This is a genomic window from Candidatus Pelagibacter communis, from assembly GCF_001179965.1.
In the GTDB taxonomy this organism is placed as follows: Bacteria; Pseudomonadota; Alphaproteobacteria; order Pelagibacterales; family Pelagibacteraceae; genus Pelagibacter.
In genome coordinates this window covers 181,714-205,219 of sequence record NZ_CVSH01000052.1, presented here as the reverse complement: position 1 = coordinate 205,219, position 23,506 = coordinate 181,714, and the positions used below count along the sequence as shown (strand labels likewise).

General features: G+C 28.5%; 23 protein-coding genes and 2 tRNA genes. 11 read left to right on the top strand and 14 right to left on the bottom strand.

Annotated elements, in window-relative coordinates:
* Both AMN73_RS03390 and AMN73_RS03385 read left to right on the top strand, forming a co-directional pair.
* Positions 1 to 545: rRNA adenine N-6-methyltransferase family protein (locus tag AMN73_RS03390; protein ID WP_218836284.1), on the top strand; the 545-nt coding region annotated here is incomplete at its 5' end.
* A complete protein-coding gene (locus AMN73_RS03385; RefSeq protein ID WP_075534869.1) occupies positions 542 to 874 on the top strand; it encodes a DMT family transporter in 333 nt (110 codons plus the stop codon). The genes AMN73_RS03390 and AMN73_RS03385, both read left to right, overlap by 4 nt.
* Here AMN73_RS03385 and AMN73_RS03380 read toward each other — a convergent pair.
* Positions 867 to 2,174 carry a dihydroorotase gene (locus tag AMN73_RS03380; protein ID WP_075534868.1) on the bottom strand — a complete coding sequence of 436 codons (1,308 nt, stop codon included), beginning with the start codon at positions 2,172 to 2,174 and terminating at the stop codon, positions 867 to 869. The two genes, AMN73_RS03385 and AMN73_RS03380, sit on opposite strands and share 8 nt — an antisense overlap.
* 43 nt (positions 2,175 to 2,217) lie before the next feature.
* Between AMN73_RS03380 and AMN73_RS03375 the strand changes: the two genes are divergently transcribed.
* Positions 2,218 to 3,108 (top strand): CAF17-like 4Fe-4S cluster assembly/insertion protein YgfZ, encoded by an 891-nt coding sequence (locus AMN73_RS03375; protein WP_075534867.1) that lies wholly within the window; start codon positions 2,218 to 2,220, stop codon positions 3,106 to 3,108.
* On the opposite strand, the gene AMN73_RS03370 is transcribed toward AMN73_RS03375, so the two are convergent.
* From AMN73_RS03370 to AMN73_RS03360, 3 genes are read right to left on the bottom strand one after another with little or no spacing between them, the layout of a single operon-like run.
* Entirely contained in the window at positions 3,105 to 3,845 is a 741-nt protein-coding gene (locus tag AMN73_RS03370) for a class I SAM-dependent methyltransferase (RefSeq protein ID WP_075534866.1), read from the bottom strand. The two genes, AMN73_RS03375 and AMN73_RS03370, sit on opposite strands and share 4 nt — an antisense overlap.
* A gap of 8 nt (positions 3,846 to 3,853) precedes the next feature.
* Complete coding sequence (locus AMN73_RS03365; protein WP_075534865.1) at positions 3,854 to 4,807, bottom strand: NAD-dependent epimerase/dehydratase family protein; 954 nt, start codon at positions 4,805 to 4,807, stop codon at positions 3,854 to 3,856.
* Positions 4,808 to 4,809: 2 nt separating this feature from the next.
* The gene (locus AMN73_RS03360; RefSeq protein ID WP_075534864.1) at positions 4,810 to 5,571 is read right to left on the bottom strand and encodes a nucleotidyltransferase family protein; all 762 of its coding nucleotides are present in this window, start codon (positions 5,569 to 5,571) and stop codon (positions 4,810 to 4,812) included.
* A gap of 84 nt (positions 5,572 to 5,655) precedes the next feature.
* Between AMN73_RS03360 and AMN73_RS03355 the strand changes: the two genes are divergently transcribed.
* Complete coding sequence (locus AMN73_RS03355) at positions 5,656 to 6,687, top strand: glycosyltransferase family 2 protein (protein ID WP_075534863.1); 1,032 nt, start codon at positions 5,656 to 5,658, stop codon at positions 6,685 to 6,687.
* Between the two features lie 8 nt (positions 6,688 to 6,695).
* On the opposite strand, the gene AMN73_RS03350 is transcribed toward AMN73_RS03355, so the two are convergent.
* Positions 6,696 to 6,781: transfer RNA gene (locus tag AMN73_RS03350), tRNA-Leu, on the bottom strand.
* Positions 6,782 to 6,838: 57 nt separating this feature from the next.
* Here AMN73_RS03350 and nadA point away from each other — a divergent pair.
* Together nadA and nadC are read left to right on the top strand one after the other, a co-directional pair.
* Positions 6,839 to 7,828: a quinolinate synthase NadA gene (gene nadA, locus AMN73_RS03345; RefSeq protein WP_075534862.1), complete on the top strand. Its 990-nt coding sequence runs from the start codon at positions 6,839 to 6,841 to the stop codon at positions 7,826 to 7,828.
* A 5-nt stretch (positions 7,829 to 7,833) separates the two neighbouring features.
* Positions 7,834 to 8,661 (top strand): carboxylating nicotinate-nucleotide diphosphorylase, encoded by an 828-nt coding sequence (nadC, locus tag AMN73_RS03340; protein ID WP_075534861.1) that lies wholly within the window; start codon positions 7,834 to 7,836, stop codon positions 8,659 to 8,661.
* A 1-nt stretch (position 8,662) separates the two neighbouring features.
* Here the strand turns inward: nadC and ppdK are convergent, their stop codons facing one another.
* From ppdK to AMN73_RS03320, 4 genes are read right to left on the bottom strand one after another with little or no spacing between them, the layout of a single operon-like run.
* Positions 8,663 to 11,320, bottom strand: coding sequence for a pyruvate, phosphate dikinase (gene ppdK, locus AMN73_RS03335; protein WP_075534860.1), 2,658 nt, complete (start codon positions 11,318 to 11,320; stop codon positions 8,663 to 8,665).
* Positions 11,320 to 13,386 (bottom strand): glycine--tRNA ligase subunit beta, encoded by a 2,067-nt coding sequence (gene glyS / locus AMN73_RS03330; protein WP_075534878.1) that lies wholly within the window; start codon positions 13,384 to 13,386, stop codon positions 11,320 to 11,322. Before glyS ends, ppdK begins: the two co-directional genes overlap by 1 nt.
* Before the next feature lie 2 nt (positions 13,387 to 13,388).
* Positions 13,389 to 14,273: a glycine--tRNA ligase subunit alpha gene (locus AMN73_RS03325; protein ID WP_075534859.1), complete on the bottom strand. Its 885-nt coding sequence runs from the start codon at positions 14,271 to 14,273 to the stop codon at positions 13,389 to 13,391.
* Positions 14,263 to 15,069: a S49 family peptidase gene (locus AMN73_RS03320; RefSeq protein WP_075534858.1), complete on the bottom strand. Its 807-nt coding sequence runs from the start codon at positions 15,067 to 15,069 to the stop codon at positions 14,263 to 14,265. The genes AMN73_RS03325 and AMN73_RS03320 overlap by 11 nt, the downstream gene beginning before the upstream one ends.
* Positions 15,070 to 15,178: 109 nt before the next feature.
* Between AMN73_RS03320 and AMN73_RS03315 the strand changes: the two genes are divergently transcribed.
* On the top strand, positions 15,179 to 16,192 hold the full coding sequence (locus AMN73_RS03315) for a polyprenyl synthetase family protein (protein WP_075534857.1): 1,014 nt from the start codon (positions 15,179 to 15,181) through the stop codon (positions 16,190 to 16,192).
* Here AMN73_RS03315 and pdxH read toward each other — a convergent pair.
* Positions 16,189 to 16,815, bottom strand: coding sequence for a pyridoxamine 5'-phosphate oxidase (pdxH, locus tag AMN73_RS03310; protein ID WP_075534856.1), 627 nt, complete (start codon positions 16,813 to 16,815; stop codon positions 16,189 to 16,191). The genes AMN73_RS03315 and pdxH overlap by 4 nt on opposite strands.
* Before the next feature lie 33 nt (positions 16,816 to 16,848).
* On the opposite strand from pdxH, the gene aroC reads away from it, so the two are divergent.
* On the top strand, positions 16,849 to 17,934 hold the full coding sequence (aroC, locus tag AMN73_RS03305) for a chorismate synthase (protein ID WP_075534855.1): 1,086 nt from the start codon (positions 16,849 to 16,851) through the stop codon (positions 17,932 to 17,934).
* Here the strand turns inward: aroC and dxs are convergent.
* Genes dxs through AMN73_RS03290 form a run of 3 tightly spaced genes read right to left on the bottom strand, consistent with a single transcriptional unit; the run spans position 17,931 to position 20,945 of the window.
* Positions 17,931 to 19,844 carry a 1-deoxy-D-xylulose-5-phosphate synthase gene (dxs, locus tag AMN73_RS03300; protein WP_075534854.1) on the bottom strand — a complete coding sequence of 638 codons (1,914 nt, stop codon included), beginning with the start codon at positions 19,842 to 19,844 and terminating at the stop codon, positions 17,931 to 17,933. The two genes, aroC and dxs, sit on opposite strands and share 4 nt — an antisense overlap.
* Complete coding sequence (locus tag AMN73_RS03295) at positions 19,841 to 20,710, bottom strand: polyprenyl synthetase family protein (protein ID WP_075534853.1); 870 nt, start codon at positions 20,708 to 20,710, stop codon at positions 19,841 to 19,843. Before AMN73_RS03295 ends, dxs begins: the two co-directional genes overlap by 4 nt.
* A complete protein-coding gene (locus AMN73_RS03290) occupies positions 20,691 to 20,945 on the bottom strand; it encodes an exonuclease VII small subunit (protein ID WP_075534877.1) in 255 nt (84 codons plus the stop codon). Before AMN73_RS03290 ends, AMN73_RS03295 begins: the two co-directional genes overlap by 20 nt.
* A 20-nt stretch (positions 20,946 to 20,965) precedes the next feature.
* On the opposite strand from AMN73_RS03290, the gene AMN73_RS03285 reads away from it, so the two are divergent.
* The 3 genes from AMN73_RS03285 to AMN73_RS03275 are packed head-to-tail and all read left to right on the top strand — an operon-like array spanning position 20,966 to position 23,413.
* Positions 20,966 to 21,898: an L-threonylcarbamoyladenylate synthase gene (locus tag AMN73_RS03285; RefSeq protein WP_075534852.1), complete on the top strand. Its 933-nt coding sequence runs from the start codon at positions 20,966 to 20,968 to the stop codon at positions 21,896 to 21,898.
* Positions 21,898 to 22,632 (top strand): ABC transporter ATP-binding protein, encoded by a 735-nt coding sequence (locus tag AMN73_RS03280; RefSeq protein ID WP_075534851.1) that lies wholly within the window; start codon positions 21,898 to 21,900, stop codon positions 22,630 to 22,632. Before AMN73_RS03285 ends, AMN73_RS03280 begins: the two co-directional genes overlap by 1 nt.
* Positions 22,622 to 23,413 (top strand): ABC transporter permease, encoded by a 792-nt coding sequence (locus tag AMN73_RS03275; protein WP_075534850.1) that lies wholly within the window; start codon positions 22,622 to 22,624, stop codon positions 23,411 to 23,413. Before AMN73_RS03280 ends, AMN73_RS03275 begins: the two co-directional genes overlap by 11 nt.
* On the opposite strand, the gene AMN73_RS03270 is transcribed toward AMN73_RS03275, so the two are convergent.
* Positions 23,414 to 23,490, bottom strand: a tRNA-Arg gene (locus tag AMN73_RS03270). It abuts the gene before it with no gap.
* Between the last annotated feature and the right edge of the window lie 16 nt (positions 23,491 to 23,506).

The window sequence follows — 23,506 nt, the reverse complement described above, 5'->3', positions numbered from 1 at the left end:
CATCACCTGAATTTATCAAGCATCAAATCATTAAAAATAATAATATACAGGATTCTGCATGGATAGAGACAGGTACTTATTATGGTGAGACAACTAAAATTTTGTCACAAATTTCAAATAAAATTGTTTCCATCGAAGCAGATCAAGACTTATATAATCTTGCAAAAAAAAATTTTTCAAATTTTAAAAATATAGAAGTAATGTTTGGTAGAAGTGAAGATAAACTGACTGAAGCTTTAGAAAAAATAAAGGCTTACAAAAATATTTGTATTTATCTTGATGCTCACCTTTGTCATGATCATATTAAGAATAAAAAAACATTTGGAGATGAGAAAGATGCAACCCCAATAAAAAAAGAACTTAAGTTTATTGAGGATAAAAAAGATGAATTTAATAAAATAAATATATTAATAGATGATATTAGGCTTTTTAACAATCAATTTCAGAATTATCCAAAAAAAGATTATTTAGTTAATTGGTGTGAAGAAAATGGTTTTGATTGGGAAATTGAACAAGATATTTTTATTTGTAAAAGAATTAAATGATAAAAACTTATATTTTTCTAATATTAGCAATTTTTTTTGAAGTAGCAGGTACTATGCTTCTACCAGTGACATCGAACTTCACTAAGTTAATACCAACATCAATTCTTACAGTATGTTACTTATCTGCATTTTATTTATTAACATTTGTTGTGAATAAATTACCTCTTGCAATTGTATATGCTACATGGAGCGGATTAGGTGTTTTTACTATAGCAATTCTTGGCTATATTTTTTTTAAACAAGCTTTAAGCTGGCAAGCAATTTTAGGTTTATTCTTAATCGTTCTGGGGGTTGTGCTTGTAAATAGTTTTACTATAAAAATTAATTAAATATTAAAGGGTTTCCTTCTGGTTCTCCCAAAATTTTACCCTCTTTCATTTTTATTTTTCCAGCTATAATGGTGGCAACTGGGGTTCCTTTAAGCTCAACATTGTTAAATGGAGACCATTTACATTTACTCTCTATATTCTCATTTTTAATAGTAATTTTCTTACTCATGTTAACAATTGTGAAATCTGCATCATATTTTTCTTTTATAAATCCTTTATTTTTAATTCCAAAAATTTTTACTGGATTCTCACAAACAAAACTTATCAACTGACTTATTGATAATTTTCCTGAATTAACATGGTCTAACATAACTGGCATCAAAGTCTGAACACCCGGCATGCCTGAGGGTGAATTGGGATATTCTTTTTCTTTATTTTTTTTTAAATGAGGTGCGTGATCTGAGCCAATAGTATCATTAAGATTATTTTTTACTGCGTACCATAATCTATCATAATGCGATTTGTCTCTAATGGGTGGATTCATTTGAGCATATGTTCCAAGTTTATTATAACAGTCAGGGGCATAAATTGTTAAGTGCTGTGGAGTAATTTCAAAAGTAATATTACCTTTGTGTTGTGATAAAAAATCGATTTCTTCCTTTGTTGTTATGTGAAGCACGTGAGCTTTTTTGTTATACTTTTCAGCAATCCTTACAATTCGTCTAGTAGATGACATCGCACATTCAACACTTCTCCAAATTGGATGGGAATGTACATCACCATTTTTAATTAATTTTTTATTAATATTTAAAATTTCCTCATCTTCAGAGTGCACTGCTACAACTTTAGAGCTATTTTTAAAAACCTTTTCAATATCTTTTTCATCTGCAACTAATAAGTTTCCCGTTGAGGAGCCTGCAAAAAGTTTGATGCCACAACAACCTTCTAATTTTTTTAAATTAGCCAGATCTTCTGCATTATCTGCAGTTGCACCAAAATAAAAAGCATAATTGCAATACATTCTGTTCCTTGCAAGATCTAGTTTTCTTTGAAATTCTTTTATATTAGAAGTTGGTGGATTAGTATTAGGCATTTCAAATACAGCTGTTATACCTCCAGCTATCGCAGCTCTACTTCCAGAATTTAAATCTTCGGTATCTGTTGAACCTGGTTCTCTAAAATGAGTTTGTGTATCAATACACCCTGGTAAAACGAGTAAATTCTTAGCATCATAAACTTCCTTACTCTCTTCAGAAATTTTACCAATTTTTAAGATTTTGCCATTTTTGACTGCAATATCTTGTTCTTTTATCTTTCCGTCAATAAAACAAGATCCGTTTTTTATTATAAGGTCTAACATTATTGAAAAAAGTAATTATATTAAAAATATCTAATTATCAATTATGAATATTAAAGATATCTACACCCTAGAAGATAGAGGGATAATTTATATAAATGGTCCAGATACTAAAAAATTCCTTCAAAATATATTTTCAAACAATATTGAAAAAATTAATGATGAAACTACTATTTTTTCCTCCTTGCTAACACCTCAAGGGAAATATCTATTTGATTTCATAATAACAAAGCATAAAAATGGTTACTTTTTAGATTGTCAAAAAAGCCAAGCAACAGAATTATTTAATAAATTAAGTTTATATAAGCTAAGATCAAAAGTTGAAATTTTAAATCTAAGTAATGAATTTGTTGTCGCCGTACTAAGCCAAGATAAATTTTTAAATCTTAATAATGCAATAGATAAGGAAGGATATACTCTCAAATTTAGGGAGGATCCTTTATTTCTTGACCCGAGGAATAAAAAACTTGGTGCAAGATTAATAATAAATCTAGAAAAACTTTATTTGTCTATAAAAAAATTAAATTTAAAACCAGCTGAACCCAAAAATTATTACAAACTAAGTCATGAATTAGGAATTCCACAGATAGAATGTGAAAACTTAAAAGATAAAATTTTTGGTATTGAATGTAATTTTGAAGAACTTAATGGAATTGATTTTAAAAAAGGGTGTTATGTTGGACAAGAAAATACTGCAAGAATTAAACTAAAAAATAAACTTTCCAAAAGACTTCTTCCCTTTAAGGTAGTAAAGGGAAAAATAGAAATTAATGAGGATATATTTTTTGATAATGAAAATGTAGGTAAAATTTTAATAGCAAATAATTTTCCTTTTGGATTGATAAAAATGAAAAATAATAATTTTGATTTTTTAAAAAATTATAAGTCGAAAAATGCTACTTTAAAATTTTTAAAACCTGAGTGGTTAATAGATTAATTTAAAATTTTAATCGCTGCTTGAGCTGTGTCTATTGAAAAAGATATAAACTTATAGTCTTTTTCATCAAAAACTTCACTCAGTGCTTTATATTCTCCAACATCCCATCCCTCAAAATTATAAAGCTCATCAAATAAAATAATTGCTCCATTTATGAGATTGGGCTTTATTGTTTCTAATACAAATTTTGTTGTTTCGTAAGTATCAACATCCATATGAACAAAATTTATTTTAGGTTTTTTTTCCTTAATAAAATTAGGAAGTGTTTCATGTATCCATCCTGAAATTGGAATAACATTTTTATTTAGTTTTGGTATTTTTTTTTTTAAATCAAAAGTTCCTTTAGTGACAGTAGTACCTAACCAGTCCTCCCTAAGTCCCTCGAATGAGTCAAAACCATAAATATTTTTATTTATTTTTTGTGAAAAAAAATTTATTGAAGTTCCACTAAAAACCCCAAATTCTAAATAGAAATTATTTGGATCTTTATCATTTTCATTTGCCAAATTTATTGCATGATCCCTTATATTTTCTGAATTTAACAACACAGCAGTTTTAAAATATTTTTTAAAATGCTCATAACAATTTTTAATTTGCTCATCTTTGTACATGTCGTAAACTGTAGGACTTAGTTTATAGTTTGGATAAGCGTATTTTTTAAACGTATTAAACGCTTTTCTTAACATTTTTAATATTGGCATCAAATAAGCTCTTCTTTTTCTCTTATAATTAAACATACTTTTTTCTAAAATAAATTTCTATTTTCTTTATACCAATTTATTGTTTTGCTAAGCGCTTTATTTATAGTTATACTTTGTTTCCATCCTAATTCTTTTCGTATTTTATTATCATTAAGTTTTTGAAACTTTAATTCTTTTTTTGATTTATTCAAAATTATAGGCTTTAAATCTCTTCTATTCATTAAAGTTAAAATCATATTTACCAATTTTACGACTGACAAATTATCTCTTGAACCAACATTATAAATTAGAGTGTTGGAATTCTTATTTTTTAATTTATTCATTATCATAAAATAAGCTTTTACTGCATCATCAACATAAAGGTAGTCTCTTATTAATTTTCCTGAGGATCTTATTTTTAATCTTTGATTTTTCATAGTTGATAGAATTGTTTCTGGAATAATTCTATTTTTATTAAAGTCACCTGGACCAAATAAATTTCCACATCTTACAATGGCAATTTTTAAGTTATATACTTTGCTATATGACTGACATATCAAATCTGAACATGTCTTGGATAAATCATATGGATAAATTGATTTTAGATTATCATTTTCCAAGTAATTTCTTTTTTTTATTTCACCATAAGCCTTATCAGATGAGCTATAAATTAATAAAATTGAAGGATTTATTTGTCTAATACACTCAAGAATATTAATTGTGCCCATTATATTATTTTTATAAGTTTTAAATGGATATTTTAGACCCTCCAAAACTTGTGTTACTGCGCCGGTATGAAATATTACATTTATTTTCTTGTTTTTAATTATTTTTTTAAGAAAATTTTTATTTTGATAATTTCCATAAATGAAATTTATATTTCGGCCCTTTATTAAGCTATTTCTTTTTTTATTTTTAGATCTATCTAAAACAAATATGTTATTTTTTTTTTTTCTTAAAAAGCTAACTAAAGGTTTTCCTAATAGACCTAATCCACCAGTTACAAGTATATTTTTCATTTTTACATATTTCTCAATTTTTTTTTTGCTGCAATTAACTCTTTTTTATCATTTATGCTGTAAAAATATCCTTTGTGTTCATAGCTTACAAGCAAACCTTTTTTTGTAAGTTTGGGCAAAAAACTACTCTCGATTTCTTTATTTGATTTAAATCTTTTAATTAAAGATGAATTTATGAGATAATTTCCAATATTAATTGGATTAGAAAAAACAGGTTTTTCAATAAATTTTTTAACGAAACCTTTTTTATTTAAAATCACATGCCCATATTGGGATCTTTTTTTATATGTAGTCGCAATAGCTTTTTTTTTCTTAAAATAAATATATTTTCTTAAAATTTCATTGATTTTTATGTTAGATAGATCATCACCATAAACAATTAATAAATCATCATCAATAATATATTTGAGTGATTTAATAACTCTTTTCATTTTATTAGTATTCTTACCAGCATCAAATAATGAGATATTAATTTTATTTTTTTTTAAATTTTTATTATTAAAGTTTTTATTAAGTAAGTTTAATTTATATTTTTTAATGTTCTTTTTCGAATAAAAAAATTTCTTAAAAAAATTTTTTTTGTAACCTAATGGTAATATAAAATGATTTAATCCATATCTGTTAAGATATTTTATAATGTGCATAAGAATGTAATCGTTATTAAGTTTAGAAAGCTGTTTTGGTGGTTCATTTAATGAAGAAAATCTTGATCCAGAACCTCCAACTAATAAAATAACTGATAACAAGCTGGTATTTATTTTCATAAATTATTGGGTTAGCATATATTATATGTTAAGTAAAACATGATTAATAATTTAATTTTTAGTAATTTACTATATTAATAATCAATGTCTAAAAATTTGGCAATCACGGTGCTCACTTGGAATGACTGGCAAAATACAATTAAATGTCTTGAAAGTATTTATCAAAGTACGTTCAACAATTTTGACATTATATTAGTTAATAATAATTCAAAAGAAATTCACCTTCAAAAAATTCTTGATTGGTCAAAGAATAATATAAAAATTGAAGATGAAGAAATAACTTACAATCCAAATAAAAAAATAGAAATAATTAAAGTTGAAAAAAATACAATTATAAAAAATAAGGGAAAAAAGGTAATTTATTTAATTGATAGTAAAGAAATTAAAAATGAAAGATGGGCGGTTAATTTAGGTTGTACTGCAGGTTTAAACTTGGGTTACCAATTTTCATTGGATCAAGATTATGATTATATTGCTCGTATTGATTGTGATTTTATTATTACTAAAAATTATTTGGAAAATATAGTCAAGACATTAGATAACGATACAAGTATTGTTGCTGCTTCCCCAAAGATAATTCACGGGGGGTTAAAAAATACTATTTGGTGGTGTGGATGGTACAGGAGTTGGGGATTTTTAAAGTTTCATAAACTAATGAATTTAAAAAAAAAGAGGATAATTGATGACCCATCTTATAAAGGAATAAAAGATACCGATGTAGTGTCAGGCTGTTGTTCTATTTATAAAGCAGATGCTCTAAAGCTATCAGGTTTAGGAGATGAAATATTTTTTTTTGGACCTGAAGATTTTGATTTATCTTTTAGATTAAAAAAATATGGAAGACTAGTAGTTAATTTAGATGTTAGGACTTTTCACATGCTTACTCAAAGCGCAAAAGTCTCAGGTTGGCTTTCAAGAAGTTACTATGAAGCTAAAGGTTTTTTGATTCTAATCAAAAAAGAAGGAAATTTGTTAGATAAACTAATAGGTTACTCATATTTTATTTTGAGAATACCCTATTATTTAATACTGCTTGCTTTAAAAAAAAGAGAAAAAGATAGAGTTTATGGTTACTGTCTTGGCTGTTATGATTTCTTTTTAAACAAAAAATTCTAAAATTTTTATGGTGCGGTCGGAGAGACTTGAACTCTCATGAGCTAGGCTCACACGGCCCTCAACCGTGCCTGTCTACCAATTTCAGCACGACCGCTAGTTATGCGGCAGAATAAGTGAATGACAATTATGTTTCAAGTTGATACATTTAGTTATGGAATTTAACTCTGAGATTAAGAAAGCAACTGATACTATTTATCAAAAAATATCAAAAACAATACCTCAAATTGAGTGGTCTACACATGCCCCATACATTTATGAGATAAATAAATTAAAGAAAGAGAAAAATGCAGTGATACTCGCTCATAATTATCAAACGCCAGAAATATATCATGGTATATCAGATTTTTCAGCTGACTCTCTTGCTTTAGCTATAGAAGCTTCAAAGACAAGGGCTGATATTATAGTAATGTGTGGAGTACACTTCATGGCCGAGACTGCAAAATTAATGAGTCCAGATAAAAAAGTTCTTCTTCCAGATATGCTTGCTGGTTGCTCATTATCATCATCAATAACTGGAGACGATGTAAGAAATCTTAAAAAAAAATATCCTGGTGTTCCTGTTGTGTCATATGTAAATACATCTGCTGATGTCAAAGCTGAAACAGATGTTTGTTGTACTTCTGCAAATGCAGTCAAAATTGTTAATTCGTTGGGTGTGGGGAAAGTAATTTTTTTACCTGATGACTATTTAGCTAAGTACGTTGCTTCTCAAACAGATGTTGAAATTATTTCCTGGAAAGGAACATGTGAAGTTCACGAGCAATTTAATGATGAAGAGATAAACGAAATTAGAAAAAATAATCCTGGAATTAAAATTATAGCTCATCCTGAATGCCCACCAGATGTTATTGAAGCAAGTGATTTTGCTGGTTCAACGAGTGGCATGATTAAATATGTAAAAGATAATCAGCCAGAGAAAGTAATGATGGTTACCGAGTGCTCAATGAGTGATAATGTTCAAATTGACAATCCTAATGTTCAATTCATAAGACCTTGCAATTTATGTCCTCACATGAAAAGAATAACTCTTCCAAAAGTTTTAGATTGCCTTAAAAATGAAACTAATGAGATATTAATGAGTAAAGAGACAATTGAAAAAGCAAAAAAATCAGTAGAGAGAATGGCGGAGATCGGCAGATAAATTCTGTGTCTAAAGTAAAATTATCAAAAAAATATATTTATAAAATTTGCAAAGAGGCATTAAAAGAAGATCTTCATCCTTACGGAGACATTACATCAAAACTTTTAAATAATAAAAATAAAATAAAAGCAAAGATAATTTCCAATTCTGCTGGTATTATTGGTGGTTTGGATTTAGCAAAACAAACTTTTAAAATAGTTGATAAAAAAATATTATTCAAAATAAAAAAAAAAGAAGGTTCAAAAATAAAAAAAAAACAAATAATTGCGGTTATTTATGGTAATGTCAAAAATATTTTAACTGGAGAAAGGGTGGCTCTAAATTTTTTAACCCATGTTTCAGGTATAGCAACTCAAACAAATAAGTTTGTAAGAAAAGTTGGAAAAAACACAAAAATTTGCTGTACCAGAAAAACTATACCGGGTCTAAGAGCCATTCAAAAATATGCAGTTAATGTGGGTGGAGGCTACAACCATCGTTTTAATTTAAGTGACGAATTCTTAATTAAAGACAATCACATTGCCAATACAAACTTAAGGGATTTAATTATTAAAGCAAAAAAAAATAGAAAAAAAATTACTGTCGAAGTAGATAATCTAAATCAGTTGAAAAAAATATTAGATTTGAAATTTGATACTATTTTATTTGATAATATGAATGTTAAAAATTTAAGAAAAGGTATTCAGCTAGTAAAGAATAAATATAAAACTGAAGCATCTGGAAATGTTAATTTAAAAAATATAAGAAAAATAGCATCAACGGGTATAAATAGAATTTCTATTGGACGTCTAACACATAGTGTTTCCGCAATTGATTTAAAACTAGAAATTTAAATTATTTTTTTAACTGTGCTTGTGCAGCTGCAAGCCTTGCAATGGGAACTCTATAAGGTGAGCAAGAAACATAATTAAGACCTGTTCTTGAGCAAAAATTGATGCTTTTTGGATCTCCACCATGCTCTCCACAGATTCCTAATTTAATTTTTTTATTTTGTTTTCTTCCTTTTAATGTAGCAATTTCGATTAAATCTCCCACACCTTCATCTATTGATATAAATGGATCAATATCAAATATTTTATTTTCAATATAATCATTTAAAAATTTACCACTATCATCTCTGCTAATACCAAATGTTGTTTGTGTTAGATCATTCGTTCCGAAACTAAAAAAGTCAGCATGTTTAGCTATATCTTTAGCTTTTATTGCAGCTCTTGGTAATTCGATCATTGTGCCAACAAGGTAATCTATTTTTGTTTTATTTTCTGCTTTTACTTGATTTGCAACTCTATCAACCAATTTTTTCATTATTTCTATTTCAGCTTCAGTAGAAACTAAAGGGATCATAATTTCTGGAATAATTGATTTAATTTTTTTATTCTTGCATTCAATTAGAGCTTCAAAAATTGCTCTACATTGCATTTCGTAAATCTCAGGAAAAGAAATAGCCAATCTACAACCCCTATGTCCCAACATTGGGTTATGCTCGTGTAATTCCCCTATTCTTGACTCTATTTCAGTAACAGTTAAACCAAGTGAATTTGAAACATCTTTAACTTCTTTTTCGTTTTTCGGTAAAAATTCATGTAATGGTGGGTCTAATAGTCTAACGGTCACAGGAAGACCATTCATAATTTTAAATATTTCTATAAAATCTTTTTTTTGGTGGGGCAAAAGTTTTGCTAAAGCTTTATTTCTATCATTTTTATTTTTAGATAGTATCATTTCTCTTACAGACAGTATTCTATCTTCGTCAAAAAACATATGTTCTGTTCTGCAGAGTCCAATACCTTCTGCGCCAAAATCTCTTGCTGCTTTAGTATCTACTGGAGTTTCAGAATTGGTTCTTACTTTTAGTTTTCTAAAACTATCAGCCCAACTCATTAATTTTGAAAAGTCTCCTGATATCTCAGGTTTTACAGTTTGAACCTCTCCTAATATTATTCTTCCAGTAGATCCATCAATTGTAATGATTTCTCCTTCTTTGACTTGAATTTGATCAGTTTTAAATAGTTTATTTTCATAATCTATACTAATTTCACTAGATCCAGAAACACATGGTCTTCCCATACCCCTTGCAACAACTGCAGCATGACTTGTCATTCCTCCTCTGGAGGTTAAAATTCCTTTAGCTGCATGCATACCGTGAATATCTTCTGGTGATGTTTCAACTCTTACCAAAATAGTATTTTGCATCATTCCATTGAGTCTTTCGGCCTCTTCTGATGAGAAGACTACCTTTCCACTGACTGCACCTGGAGATGCGGGCAATCCTTTTGCTATTACTTTTATTTCACTTTTTTCATCTAAGGTTGGATGAAGAAGTGTATCCAAAGAATTAGGATCAATTCTTAAAATAGCTTCTTTTCTAGAAATTAGTTTTTCTTTTACCATATCTACAGCAATTTTTACTGATGATTTTGCTGTTCTTTTTCCAGATCTAGTTTGAAGCATCCAAAGTTTTTTATTCTCTACAGTAAACTCAACATCTTGCATATCTTTGTAGTGCTTTTCTAAAGTAGATAATATTTTTTTAAGTTGTTTAAATACTTTTGGCATAGTTTCTTCCATCGATAATTCTTTTCCACCAGAATTAATCCTTGCTTTTTTTGTAATATGTTGAGGCGTTCTTGTCCCCGCAACAACGTCCTCACCTTGTGCATTGATTAAATATTCACCATATATTTCATTTTTTCCACTTGATGGATCTCTTGTAAAAACTACTCCAGTTGCACAATCATCACCCATATTGCCAAAAACCATTGATTGAACATTTACAGCAGTACCCCAATCATCTGGTATATGATTTAGTTTTCTGTACACTTTAGCACGATGGCTTTGCCAAGATAAAAAAACTGCAGATATTGCACCTTCAAGTTGTTTGTAAACATCTTGTGGGAATTCTTTCTTTGTCTTTTCTTTTACAACATTTTTAAAGTCGCTAATTAATGCATCCCAATCTTTTTCGTCTAGCTCGGTATCTAACAAAACTCCTTTTGTTAATTTATAATTCTCAATTAACTCCTCAAAATTAAAGCTATCTATACCAAGTACAACACTAGAATACATTTGAATAAATCTTCTATAACTATCTTTTGCGAACCTTTTGTTTGAAGTTTTGTCAGCTAAAGCCATAACTGTTTTATCGTTTAGACCTAGATTTAGTATCGTATCCATCATTCCTGGCATTGATACTCTTGCTCCTGATCTAACGGAAACTAATAAAGGATTTTTTAAGTCTCCAAATTTTTTTTTTGTTTCTCTCTCTATTTGAGATAATTGCTTGTTAATTTCTTTTGTTAATTGCTTGTTTAGCTGTTTCTTGTTTTTATAAAATATATCACAAACTTTAGTAGAAATTGTAAATCCTGGGGGAACTGGCAATCCCATTCTTCCCATTTGAGATAAATTTGCACCTTTTCCACCGAGAAAATTCTTTGGATTTTTAATTTTTTTTGAAAACTTAGAATTAAAGTTTAAAATTAAATCACTCATTAAACACTTTCGATTTTAGAAAAATTTATATAATTTTCAAATGTTCTACAGAACATTTGAAGGAGTTCCAATCGATTTTTTCTAATTATTTCATCATTGTCATTAACAATTATATTATCAAAAAAAGCAGAAATAATGGGTTTTGCAGTCTTTAGATTATCAAGAGTTGTCTCGTAATTTTCGTCTTTATCTATATTTGTAAAATATTTTTTCAGTTCTTTTATTTTTTTAAATAAATTTTTTTCAAAATCATTTTTAAATATTCCAGGATCAGCAGTATCTGCCAGCTCTAATTTATTATCTTTTAGCTCGTTTTCAATAATGTTCGATGCTCTTTTATAACTTGAGATAATATCTATTCCACTTTCTTTGTTTATAATTTTGTTTAAAGCGAAAGACTTTCTAAAAATTTCGTTTATATTATTAATATTTTTATTATTTAGACTAGCGTTAATTATATCAGGTCTAATAGCTTTATCTTTCATGTAATATCTTAATCTTTCTAACAAAAATTCAGATAAATCTTTTAGTACAGATGTATTATCAAATTTATAACTTTGTTCTTGGTACAAAAGCAAAGAATAATTTATTAGATCTTTAATTCTAATATTTTTCTTATTTTCAAGTATTAGTCTAATAACTCCTAATGCTGCTCTTCTTAATGCAAATGGATCTTTTGAGCTTGTGGGCTTTTGATTAACACCAAAGAAACCAACTAATGTATCTAACTTATCAGTCAACGAAAGAGCAAGACTAAATGGTCTTGTTGGAACTTTGCTTTCAAGTGAATTAGGTAAATAATGTTCTTTTATTGCAAGAGAAACATCTTTATCAAAACCCTGTGACTCAGCAAAATAACCTCCCATCACACCTTGAAGTTCTGGAAACTCTCCCACAAGATCAGAAAGCAAATCGGTTTTGCAGATAGAGCATGAAATTTCAATTTTATCTTTACTAATTAAAAGTTCATCTGAGATTGCTCCACCTAATTTCCTCATCCTTTGAATTTTATCAAAATACGTTCCTAATCCTTTGAAATAATTCATACTTTTTAGTTTGGAAACTTGTTTAAATAAATTTTGATTTTTGTTTTTATTCCAGAAAAATTCAGCATCATTTAATCTTGCTTCTACCACTCTTTCATTACCTGCTTTAATATAACCTTTTGGATCTTTATTATTTGCAACAACAAAAAACTGATTGGTAATATTCCCTTTTCTATCTAAAGTATGAAAATATTTTTGATGATGTTGCATTGTAATTACAAGAATTTCTTTTGGTATAGATAGAAAGCGTTTATCGAAATGACATAATAAAATATTTGGCTGCTCAACTAAATCTGTTACTTCTGCCAAAAGCTTTTCATTAATTTCAATATCAATGTTATTTTTTTTTGAATTTTTAATGAGTTCTTTTTGAATAATTGATTTACGTTGATTTTGATCAATAGTGATATTTAATTTTTTTAAACAATCTATGTAGTCTTTATACCCTCTTACTATTTTTTTTTTATCCTCAAATTCTTTATCTAAAATTATAAAATTACAGCTTCTTAAATGATGGTAAGTGAAATCGATAAACTTATTATCAAAGACAGCTATTAAAGATTTTAAAGGTCTTCCCCACTGTAAACTGTGGTCTGACCACCTCATAGAATTTTTCCAGTCAATTTTGTCTAATATTGTTGGTATTTCTCTTTCAAGTATATCCTTAGTATTGATTTTCTCTTTTGGTCTTAAAAAAAAGTAAAATTCACCTTTTTCAGTTTCTTTTTTAAAGATTTCTTTTTCAGTAATTTTATTTGATCTTAAAAAACCATCTATTGCTTCTTTGGGTGATTTTATGCTAGGACCTCGCTTCTCCTCCTTTTCAAAAATAATTTGTTTACTTAAACCATCAAATAATATTACCAATCTATTTGGAACAGAAAAGACCTTGCCATTTTTATATTTTATTTTTTTTTCTTCAAATAATTTTTTAAAATTATAAAACAAATAATTTCTCGCATCATTTTGTAATTTCGCTGGTATCTCCTCTGTAAAAACTTCTAAAAAAAATTCAGACATTTTTAAGTTTGATTTTTTAACCAAATTTCAGCTGCCCCTTTGGTGATATCTCTTATCCTTGATATATATTCGGCTCTTTGAGCAACACTTATCACACCACGTGCATCTAAAATATTAAAAATATGGCTTGCCTTTAAACATTGATCATAGGCTGGTAATGACACGTTATTTTCAGTGAGCATCTTTGCTTCTTTTTCAGTCATATCAAAAATTTTAAAAAGATTTTCTGTATTTGCTAATTCAAAATTATAAGTAGAGAATTCTTTTTCTGCTTGATGAAATACGTCTCTATATTTAATATCTTCACTATTCCATATTAAATCATAAACATTTTTTTTCTGTTGAGTAAACATACACAACCTTTCTAAACCATATGTAAGTTCAACCGAAACTGGTTTGCATTCAAAGCCTGCCATTTGTTGAAAGTAGGTAAATTGAGTTATCTCCATCCCATCGCACCAAACTTCCCAGCCAAGTCCAGCTGCACCTAATGTCGGGCTTTCCCAATCATCTTCTACAAAACGAATGTCATGTTCTTTATGGTTGATGCCTATCGTTTTTAAACTGTTTAAATAAAGTTTTTTTATATTTTTTGGTGATGGTTTAATAATTACTTGGAACTGATAATAGTGCTGAAGCCTATTAGGATTATCTCCATATCGTCCATCAGTTGGTCTTCTTGAAGGTTGAACATAGGCAGCTTTCCAGGGATTTGGACCTAATGATCTAAGTGTTGTAGCTGGATGGAATGTTCCAGCCCCCACTTCAATATCGTAAGGCTGAAGTATCACGCAACCATTTTTACCCCAATATTTTTGAAGATTAAAAATTGTGTCTTGAAAAGTTTGAAACTTGGGTTTTTTTCTAATTTTAATTTTAGAAACCATATCTTTGCCAGATAGATCTTTCTTCCATAATACTTATAACTTTCTCAGTATGACTTTCTGACGATAGTTTACTTGCAAGCCAACCTTTTTGTTTTTCAAATTTTTTAATAACAACATCTTCACCATATTTTTCTTTTAATACTTTTTCAGCATTTCCTATTCCATCAATAAGACCAAGCTCTTTTGCTTTTCTTCCAGACCAAAATTCACCTGAAAATAATTCTATTCCAGAATCTTTTTTTAATTTATTTGAACGACTATTTTCTACGACCTCTATAAAATCTTTATGAAGATCTAATTGAATATTTTTTAATCTATCAATATCTTCTTTTTTTTCCTCCATAAATGGATCAAGAGTACTTTTATTTTTTCCAGCTGTATAAACTCTTCTTTGAACACCAATTTTACTTATTAGCTCAGTAAACCCAAAAGATGAATATATCACTCCTATAGATCCTATAATTGAACTTTGATTTGCATAAATTTCATCACCAGAACAAGCTATAAGATATCCTCCTGATGCAGCTACATCTTCGGCAAAAATTAGTACTTTTTTTTTATGTTTTTTGGCTAAAGACTTAATTTGATCATGAATTAAATGTGATTGAACTGGGGATCCTCCAGGAGAATTTATTGAAATTGCAACTGCTGGTGCTTTTTTTATAGAAAAAGCCTTTTTAATTATTTCTTCCTGACTAGCAAAATTTATTCCTTGCTTAAACTTTCCAACATTACCTATTACCCCATTTAATTTGATATGGGGTATAATTTTTTTTTTTTTGAAAATTGAAAACATACGTATGCTTATAAAATTTATGATAAAATATAAAGTCTACTTATAGTTGAAGTTTTAGGTGCGTCAATTGATAAGTATAATATTGATGTTATTATACTAGTTTACAGCCATGGGTACAGTTGTTCAGTTAAAAAATAAGATAAATAATTCTTATTCAGAACTTAAAAGTTCTGTTGAAGATAAGTTAATTTTAGTTGAGGAAAGAATTAAATCTAAATTGTCTAGTAAAGTCGAGCTGGTTGACGAAATGACAAGTTACCATTTACGAACAGGTGGAAAAAGACTAAGGGCATTACTAACCTTAGGCTCAGCAAAACTCTGCGACTATCAAAAAGGATCTAGAGATGTAAATTTGGCAGCGTGTGTAGAATTAATTCACGCAGCAACTCTAATGCACGACGATGTCATAGATAATAGTGATGTTAGAAGAGGTAAGAAGACATTAAATAAAATTTGGGGAAATCAATCATCAATTTTAGTTGGTGATTATTTGTTGAGCAGATGCTTCGAAATGATGGTGGAGGATGGCAATCTAGAAGTTTTGAAACTTTTATCATCGACTTCAGCCGAAATATCACAAGGAGAAGTACTTCAACTTCAACATAAAGGTGAGGTTGATATGTTAGAGGAAACTTATTTAAAAATAATTTCAGCAAAAACTGCCTCATTATTTGCAGCAGCAACTAAAGTTGGTTCTATTCTAGCAAATCAAGATAAAAAAATTAAGGACGCTTTAGAATTTTACGGAAAAAATTTAGGTCTTACATTCCAAATTGCAGACGATACATTAGACTATAATTCAGATCTAAAATTTTTTGGCAAAGAGATTGGAAATGATTTTTTTGAAGGAAAGGTCACTTTACCAATTATATTATTGTATCAAAAATTAGATGAAACGAAGAAAAAATATTTAAAAACAATTTTTGAAAAAGAAGAGAGAAATAACGATGATTTAAAATTTGTTTTAGATTTAATTAAAAAAAATAATATCATTAATGATTGTTACATTAAAGCTGAATATTTTATAAATCTTGCATCGAATTCTTTAAGTATTTTTAATAACTCAAAAGAAAAAGATATTTTAAAGAAATTAACATCATTTAGCTTAGAAAGAAATTTTTAAGGACTCAACAAAACTTTTTCCCAATTACCACTTTTGGATTTTATATATTTTAACCTTTGATGAATTCTATTATCCCCATCAAGCCAAAACTCAATCTCTTTGGGTGATAAATTCCATCCTGACCAATTTGGAGGTCTCGGGACTTTTTTTTCATCTGGAAATTTTTTTTTAAAATTATTAATTGATTTATATAATTCATCTCTATCTTTTAAAATGGTACTTTGTTTAGAAGCCCATGCTCCAATTCTACTTCCATATGATCTTGAGTTATAATAAGCATCAGCATCTTTATCTGGTACATTATTTAATTCACCAACTATTCTTATTTGTCTTAAAAGACTTTTCCAATGAAAACACATTGATGCATGAGGATTGCTCTGAATATCCTGACTCTTTTTACTTTTTAAATTAGTATAAAAAACAAATCCTTTTTCATTAAAATCTTTCAGAAGCACCATTCTTACTGAAGGTATTCCATTTTTTGAACTTGTTGCTAATGCGAGAGCGTTTGGATCGTTGATTTCAGTTTTTTTTGCTTCATCAAACCATTCTTTGAACAATTCTAAAGGATTTTCAAAGTTCTTAAAGCAAATATCTAGTCCTAGCGAGTTTTTTTCATTCATAATTTTAACAAAATAAATTATATAATATATTTAATGTCATTTAATACATTTGGAAAGATATTTCGTTTTACTACATGGGGAGAGTCTCATGGTCCAGCAATCGGTTGTATAGTTGATGGATGTCCTCCTAATATACCTATTTCAGAGAGAGACATACAGATAGAGCTAAATAAAAGAAAGCCAGGCCAATCGAAGTTTACTACTCAAAGAAAAGAGGATGATAAAATAAATATTTTATCTGGAGTTTTTGAGGGAAAGTCAACTGGGACACCTATTTCAATGATTATTTATAACAAAGATATGAAATCAAGAGATTATGAGACAATTAAAAATAAATTTAGGCCTGGACATGCTGATTTTACGTATTTCAAAAAATACGGAATAAGAGACTATAGAGGTGGAGGTAGACAATCTGCAAGAGAAACTGCTGCAAGAGTTGCTGCGGGCGCAATAGCAAAAAAAGTTTTAGAAAAAAAAATTGGAAAAAAATATAAAGTTGTTGGAGCAGTTACTCAATTAGGCATACTTGGTTGCGACGTAAATAAATGGAATGATAAATTTATCTCAAAAAATCCGTTTTTTTGTCCAGATAAAGATATTTTAAAATTATGGGAAAAATATTTGTTGAGCGTTAGAAAAGCAGGTTCTTCATGTGGTGCAATTATCGAAGTTAGGGCTCGAGGTATTCCATTAGGCTTAGGAGCACCTATTTATTCAAAACTAGATATGGATTTAGCAGCCGCCATGATGAGTATAAATGCTGTTAAAGGAGTAAATATAGGATCTGGAATGAACTCAGCTCAGCTGTCAGGTGAACAAAATTCTGATGAAATATTTCAGAGAGGAAAATCGACAAAATTTAAATCAAATAATGCCGGTGGAATACTTGGTGGAATATCTACCGGTCAAGAAATTGTAATATCTTTTGCAGTTAAACCAACATCTTCAATATTAACGTCTAGAAAGACAATAGATAAATTTGGAAAAAATACATCTATTTCAGTACGAGGTAGACACGACCCTTGTGTTGGAATAAGAGCTGTGCCAATTGGCGAGGCAATGATGCACTGTGTATTATTAGATCACTATTTGCTTAATAGTGCACAATGTCTTTCCTAATTTGATTTTTTAATTATTACCTTTGAATTAAGAGTGTCAAAAACCTTATTTTCGATATTTCGTGCATCTAGGCCTGCATTTTTGTACATTATATCAGGCTTATCATGATCGATGAACGTATCTGGTAAAATCATAGATCTAAATTTTAAACTTTTATCAATCAAATTTTTTTCAGACAAAAAGTGAGATAGATGTGATCCAAATCCACCAATCGAACCCTCTTCAATTGATATTATTGCTTCATGATCAGTTGCTATTTGCCAAAATAAATTTTCATCTAAAGGTTTGGCAAATCTAGCATCTACAATTGTAGGATTAACCCCTTTTTTTGAGAGATTTTCTGAGGCCATCAAACATTCACTTAATCTTGCTCCAAAATTAACTATTGCAATTTTCTTTCCTTCTTTAATTACTCGTCCTTTTCCAATTTCTATTTTTTCATCAATAGAAGGTAAATCAACTCCTATACCATTTCCTCTTGGATATCTGAATGCTGATGGTCTATCATTTATATCTATTGACGTATTGACCATTCTTACAAGTTCAGCCTCATCGCTTGCAGCCATAACTACAAAATTTGGCAAAGTAGAAAGATAAGTTATGTCAAAAGATCCAGCATGAGTAGGTCCATCTGCACCTACTAGTCCAGCACGATCTATAGCAAACCTAACTGGTAAATTTTGAATTGCAACATCATGAACAACCTGATCATAGGCTCTTTGCAAAAAAGTAGAGTATATTGCTGCATAGGGTTTATATCCCTCAGTAGACAGTCCAGCTGCAAAAGTTACTGCATGTTGTTCAGCAATTCCAACATCAAACATTCTTGAAGGAAATTTTTCCCCAAATAAATCCATCCCTGTTCCTGATGGCATTGCAGCAGTTATTCCAATTATCTTACTATCTTTTTCGGCATGCTTAATTAATGTATTCGCAAATACTTTTGTATATGAAGGTGTGCTCGAATTAGATTTTTCTTGTATACCAGTGTTTACATTAAATTTGGATACACCATGAAATTTGTCTTTTGATTTTTCAGCAAATTCATATCCCTTTCCTTTTTCCGTTTTTATGTGGATCATAATAGGACCATCATAATTAATTTCTTTAGCATTTTTCATTACTGAAACAAGAGCATCTACATCATGCCCATCAATAGGTCCTATGTAATAGAAACCCATTGAATTAAAAAGAGTTCCGCCTGTCATTGCTGATCTTAAAAAATCTTCAGCCTTACCGGCTTTTTTGCTAAATCTTTTTGAAAATGCAGATATTATAAGCTTAAGTGTTTCTCTAAAACTAAAATATAATTTTCCAGATAAGATTTTAGCAAGGTATGCTCTCATAGCGCCAACCGGTTTAGCAATCGACATGTCATTATCATTTAAAATTACAATCATTTTAGTTTTACTAGAGCCTGCATTATTCATTGCTTCATAAGACATTCCTGCACTTATCGCCCCATCGCCAATGACAGCAATAACATTATCAGTTTTATTTGATAATTTGTTTGCAACTGCAATACCTAAAGCAGATGATATTGAAGTTGAACTATGAGCAGCTCCAAAAGGATCATACTCACTTTCCGATCTTTTTGTGAAACCAGATAGCCCACCACCTTTTCTTAATGTTCTAATCCTATCTTTTCTTCCAGTTAAAATTTTATGGGGGTAGGTTTGATGTCCGACATCCCATATTAATTTGTCGTTGGGTGTGTTAAAAATATAATGAAGAACAACTGTAAGTTCAACAACACCTAATCCTGCTCCTAAATGTCCCCCAGTTTCAGAAACTGCATCAATAAGTTCTTCTCTCAACTCTTTAACTAATATTTTAAGCTCAGATTGAGAAAGTTTTTTTATATCAGATGGAAAATTAATATTATCTAAATATTTATAATTTTTATTCATTTACTTCTGTTAACTATATAGTTTATTGTATCTTTTAAATCTTTACTTTTTTTTCCATATATTAAAATTTTTTTTAAGATATTAAATTTTAAATTATCTCGATAATCAACTGTATTTTGGTATCCTAAAACTTTTATGAGCGTAGCTTTACCTTTTTTCATATCTTTTTTAGTTTTTTTTCCAGCTCTTTTAGAGGAGCTTTTTAAATCAATTAAATCATCAACTATTTGAAATAATAGCCCTATTTGTTCTCCAATTAACTCAAATTTTTTTATATGTTTTAATTTATTTGAAACAATAATGGGTGCCATACAACAAAAACTAAAAAGTTTTCCCGTTTTTTTTACCTCCATAATTTTAATTTTTTGAATTGAAACTTCTTTTTTCTCAAAACTTAAGTCTAGATATTGCCCTCCTGCTATACCTGTATGGCCAGAACATTTTGAGATAGAATTTATAAGATTGATTTTAGTATTGCTTTCTATTTTAAAATTCTTGTCAGAAAGAATTTCAAACGCAATTGTTAATAAAGAATTTCCAGCTAGTATTGCGGTTGACTCTCCAAATTTTTTATGGGTTGATAATTTACCTCTTCTAAGGTTATCGTTATCCATACATGGTAAATCATCATGTATTAAAGAATATCCATGAATACACTCTACTGCTGCAGCAATACGTATTAATTTTTTATATTCAATATTAAAAATTTTACCAATATCTATTATAAGTTTTGATCTAATTTTTTTTCCACCTGGAAACATTCCATATTTCATTGGAGGAATTAGTTCAGTTTTTTTTTGCAAATAAAAAAAACTTTTTATAAATTTATTAGTATCCTTTGCAATTTTATTTAGTTTTTTTTCCATTTTTATTTTGTAAAATTAATTTTATTTTATCTTTTGTGATCTCTGAAATTTGTTTAGAAGTTTTCTGAAATTTTTTTTCTATTAAATTATTTAATTTTATAAGCATTTGATATTCTTCAACCGAATTCTCTAAATTTTTTTTATTTTCAAGATTTTCGATTATATTGGTAGCTAAATCTGTCAACTCTTCGACAGATTTACTTTGAATATCGTTTGGCAAATTTTTATCTTTCATATAAAAAGTCTTATTATTACATGAAAAAAGATCTTTCAAATATTAAAAAAAGTAAATTTTTATTGAATAGAAATGAGTGTATTGGAATACCTACAGAAACCGTATATGGCTTAGCAGCTAATGCATACTCTGATCTAGCAACTTCAAAAATTTTTAAATTAAAAAAACGACCAAAAAATAATCCTTTGATTGTTCATTATTATTCTTTAGAAAACTTAAAAAAAGATTGCAAAATAAATCAAAATTTTATCAAACTATATAAAAAATTTTGTCCTGGCCCAATAACTTTTATACTAAAGCTTAAAAGTAAAAATAAAATATCAAAAAATGTAACAAATAAAAAAAAAACACTTGCAGTAAGGTTTCCAAAGCATTCATTAACAAGAAAGTTACTTAAAGAGCTTGATTTTCCTCTTGCAGCACCAAGTGCAAATATTTCAACAAAAGTTAGTGCTGTTTCAAAAAAAGATGTTGAAGAAGAATTTGGTAATAAAATCAAATTCATTCTAGATGGTGGCAGTTCAAAAATAGGTTTAGAGTCAACAATTGTAAATTTAGATCCTAAACCTGCTATTTTAAGATTAGGAGCAATAGAAGTAAGTAAAATAAATAAAGTTCTCAAAAATAAAGTAAATTATAAATCCAAAAATAATAAAAATTCTGTTCCAGGTCAGGGTAAGCTTCATTATTCTCCTGGAATTCAAATTAGAAGAAATGTTAAAAATCCTAAGAAGCATGAGGCATTTCTATTAATTAAAAAAAGAAAAATATCTGATAAAAATTTCTTTTATTTGACAAAAAATAACAATCTTAATGAAGCGGGTAAAAACTTATATAAAACACTTAGAATGATTAAAAAATTAAAATATAATAGTATTTCAGTTGAAAAAATCCCAAATAAAGGAATTGGCCAAACTATAAACGATAGGTTGATTAGGGCATCTAAAAGATAATGCAATATCCTATTGATGTTAAAAATCTGTCAAAAAACTATTCGAATAAAGCTGCAGTAAAAAATATTAACTTTAAAATAAATAAGAATGAAATTTTAGGTTTATTAGGTCCAAATGGTTGCGGTAAAACTACGACAATAGCAATGATGCTCGGACTGCTTAAACCTACAAATGGAATAGTGCTGATAGATGGTGAGGATATTGAGAAAAATAGAATTAAACTTTTACATAAAATGAACTTTATTTCTCCTTATATCGAATTGCCAAAAAAACTAACTGTAAAAGAAAATTTAATTGTGTATGGAAAACTATACGGGGTAAAAAAAGTTTTGTTAAGAATAGATCATTTATCAGAAAAATTAAGGTTAACCGAATTTTTAAATAAAAAAACTGGTGAATTATCATCTGGCCAAAAAAATAGAGTGAGTTTAGCTAAAGCTCTTATCAATGATCCAAAAATACTATTTTTAGATGAGCCTACAGCATCATTAGATCCTGAGACAGGTGATTTTGTTAGAACCTTTATAGAAAAATTATCAAAAGAGAGAGAAATGTCGATTCTGCTCGCTTCACATAATATGGATGAAGTAAAAAGACTTTGTAAAAATGTTTTGATGATGAAAGATGGTTTGTTAATCGATCGAGGCACACCCAATGAGTTGATTAAAAAACATGGCAAAATAAATCTTGAAGAGGTTTTTTTAAAATTAAATAGGACATCAAATGAGTTTTAACAGAATTTATGGACTTTTTTTAAGACACTTTTTTTTAATTAAAAGTTCACTTCCAAGAATATTAGATTTGATTTACTGGCCAACAATCCAAATTATTTTGTGGGGTTTTATTTCTTTATTTTTTTCAACTTATAGCAACTATTACAATAATACTTTGGGTGTTATATTAACTTGTGCGATACTTTACGATTTCCTATTTAGATCAAGTATTAGTTTTAACATGCTATTTTTAGAGGAAATATGGAGTAGAAATTTCACTAATTTATTTATTGCTCCTATGAGAATAAGTGAAATAATTATATCTTTAGTCGTAACTGCTTTAATTAGAACCCTAATAGGACTTGTACCTGCTATACTAATTACAAGTCCTTTGTTTGGTATTTCAATTTTAAATCTTGGCATACCTTTATTATTTCTATTCTTAAGTTTGTATATTTTTGGAATAACACTAGGTTTGTTTGTATCGTCTGGTCTATTAAGATATGGACCAGCATTTGAAAATATAGCTTGGTCCTCGTTATTTTTGTTAGCTCCATTAGGTTGCATATATTATCCAATAGAAATTTTACCAGATATGCTACAAACTATGGCTAAGGCTTTGCCGCTTGTGTATATTTTTGAAGAGGCAAGATCGATTTTAATAAATCAATATGTTGACTATTCAAATATTAAAAATGCCTTTATTCTCAATATATTCTATTTATTTATAGGTATTGTTCTTTTTTATTACTCATTTAGACAAGCGCGGAAAAAGGGATCTCTTATAAATATTGGAGAATAATGGTGCGCCCGCTAGGAGTCGAACCCAGAACCTCCTGATCCGAAGTCAGGCGCTCTATCCAGTTGAGCTACAAGCGCATATAGTATTATTATT

Bases quoted from the DNA above. Each gene is read 5' to 3' on its own strand.
- AMN73_RS03385 (WP_075534869.1), top strand. From the start codon at position 542: ATGATAAAAACTTATATTTTTCTAATATTAGCAATTTTTTTTGAAGTA.
- AMN73_RS03380 (WP_075534868.1), bottom strand. From the start codon at position 2,174: ATGTTAGACCTTATAATAAAAAACGGATCTTGTTTTATTGACGGAAAG.
- AMN73_RS03375 (WP_075534867.1), top strand. From the start codon at position 2,218: ATGAATATTAAAGATATCTACACCCTAGAAGATAGAGGGATAATTTAT.
- AMN73_RS03370 (WP_075534866.1), bottom strand. From the start codon at position 3,845: ATGTTTAATTATAAGAGAAAAAGAAGAGCTTATTTGATGCCAATATTA.
- AMN73_RS03365 (WP_075534865.1), bottom strand. From the start codon at position 4,807: ATGAAAAATATACTTGTAACTGGTGGATTAGGTCTATTAGGAAAACCT.
- AMN73_RS03360 (WP_075534864.1), bottom strand. From the start codon at position 5,571: ATGAAAATAAATACCAGCTTGTTATCAGTTATTTTATTAGTTGGAGGT.
- AMN73_RS03355 (WP_075534863.1), top strand. From the start codon at position 5,656: ATGTCTAAAAATTTGGCAATCACGGTGCTCACTTGGAATGACTGGCAA.
- nadA (WP_075534862.1), top strand. From the start codon at position 6,839: ATGGAATTTAACTCTGAGATTAAGAAAGCAACTGATACTATTTATCAA.
- ppdK (WP_075534860.1), bottom strand. From the start codon at position 11,320: ATGAGTGATTTAATTTTAAACTTTAATTCTAAGTTTTCAAAAAAAATT.
- glyS (WP_075534878.1), bottom strand. From the start codon at position 13,386: ATGTCTGAATTTTTTTTAGAAGTTTTTACAGAGGAGATACCAGCGAAA.
- AMN73_RS03325 (WP_075534859.1), bottom strand. From the start codon at position 14,273: ATGGTTTCTAAAATTAAAATTAGAAAAAAACCCAAGTTTCAAACTTTT.
- AMN73_RS03320 (WP_075534858.1), bottom strand. From the start codon at position 15,069: ATGTTTTCAATTTTCAAAAAAAAAAAAATTATACCCCATATCAAATTA.
- AMN73_RS03315 (WP_075534857.1), top strand. From the start codon at position 15,179: ATGGGTACAGTTGTTCAGTTAAAAAATAAGATAAATAATTCTTATTCA.
- pdxH (WP_075534856.1), bottom strand. From the start codon at position 16,815: ATGAATGAAAAAAACTCGCTAGGACTAGATATTTGCTTTAAGAACTTT.
- aroC (WP_075534855.1), top strand. From the start codon at position 16,849: ATGTCATTTAATACATTTGGAAAGATATTTCGTTTTACTACATGGGGA.
- dxs (WP_075534854.1), bottom strand. From the start codon at position 19,844: ATGAATAAAAATTATAAATATTTAGATAATATTAATTTTCCATCTGAT.
- AMN73_RS03295 (WP_075534853.1), bottom strand. From the start codon at position 20,710: ATGGAAAAAAAACTAAATAAAATTGCAAAGGATACTAATAAATTTATA.
- AMN73_RS03290 (WP_075534877.1), bottom strand. From the start codon at position 20,945: ATGAAAGATAAAAATTTGCCAAACGATATTCAAAGTAAATCTGTCGAA.
- AMN73_RS03285 (WP_075534852.1), top strand. From the start codon at position 20,966: ATGAAAAAAGATCTTTCAAATATTAAAAAAAGTAAATTTTTATTGAAT.
- AMN73_RS03280 (WP_075534851.1), top strand. From the start codon at position 21,898: ATGCAATATCCTATTGATGTTAAAAATCTGTCAAAAAACTATTCGAAT.
- AMN73_RS03275 (WP_075534850.1), top strand. From the start codon at position 22,622: ATGAGTTTTAACAGAATTTATGGACTTTTTTTAAGACACTTTTTTTTA.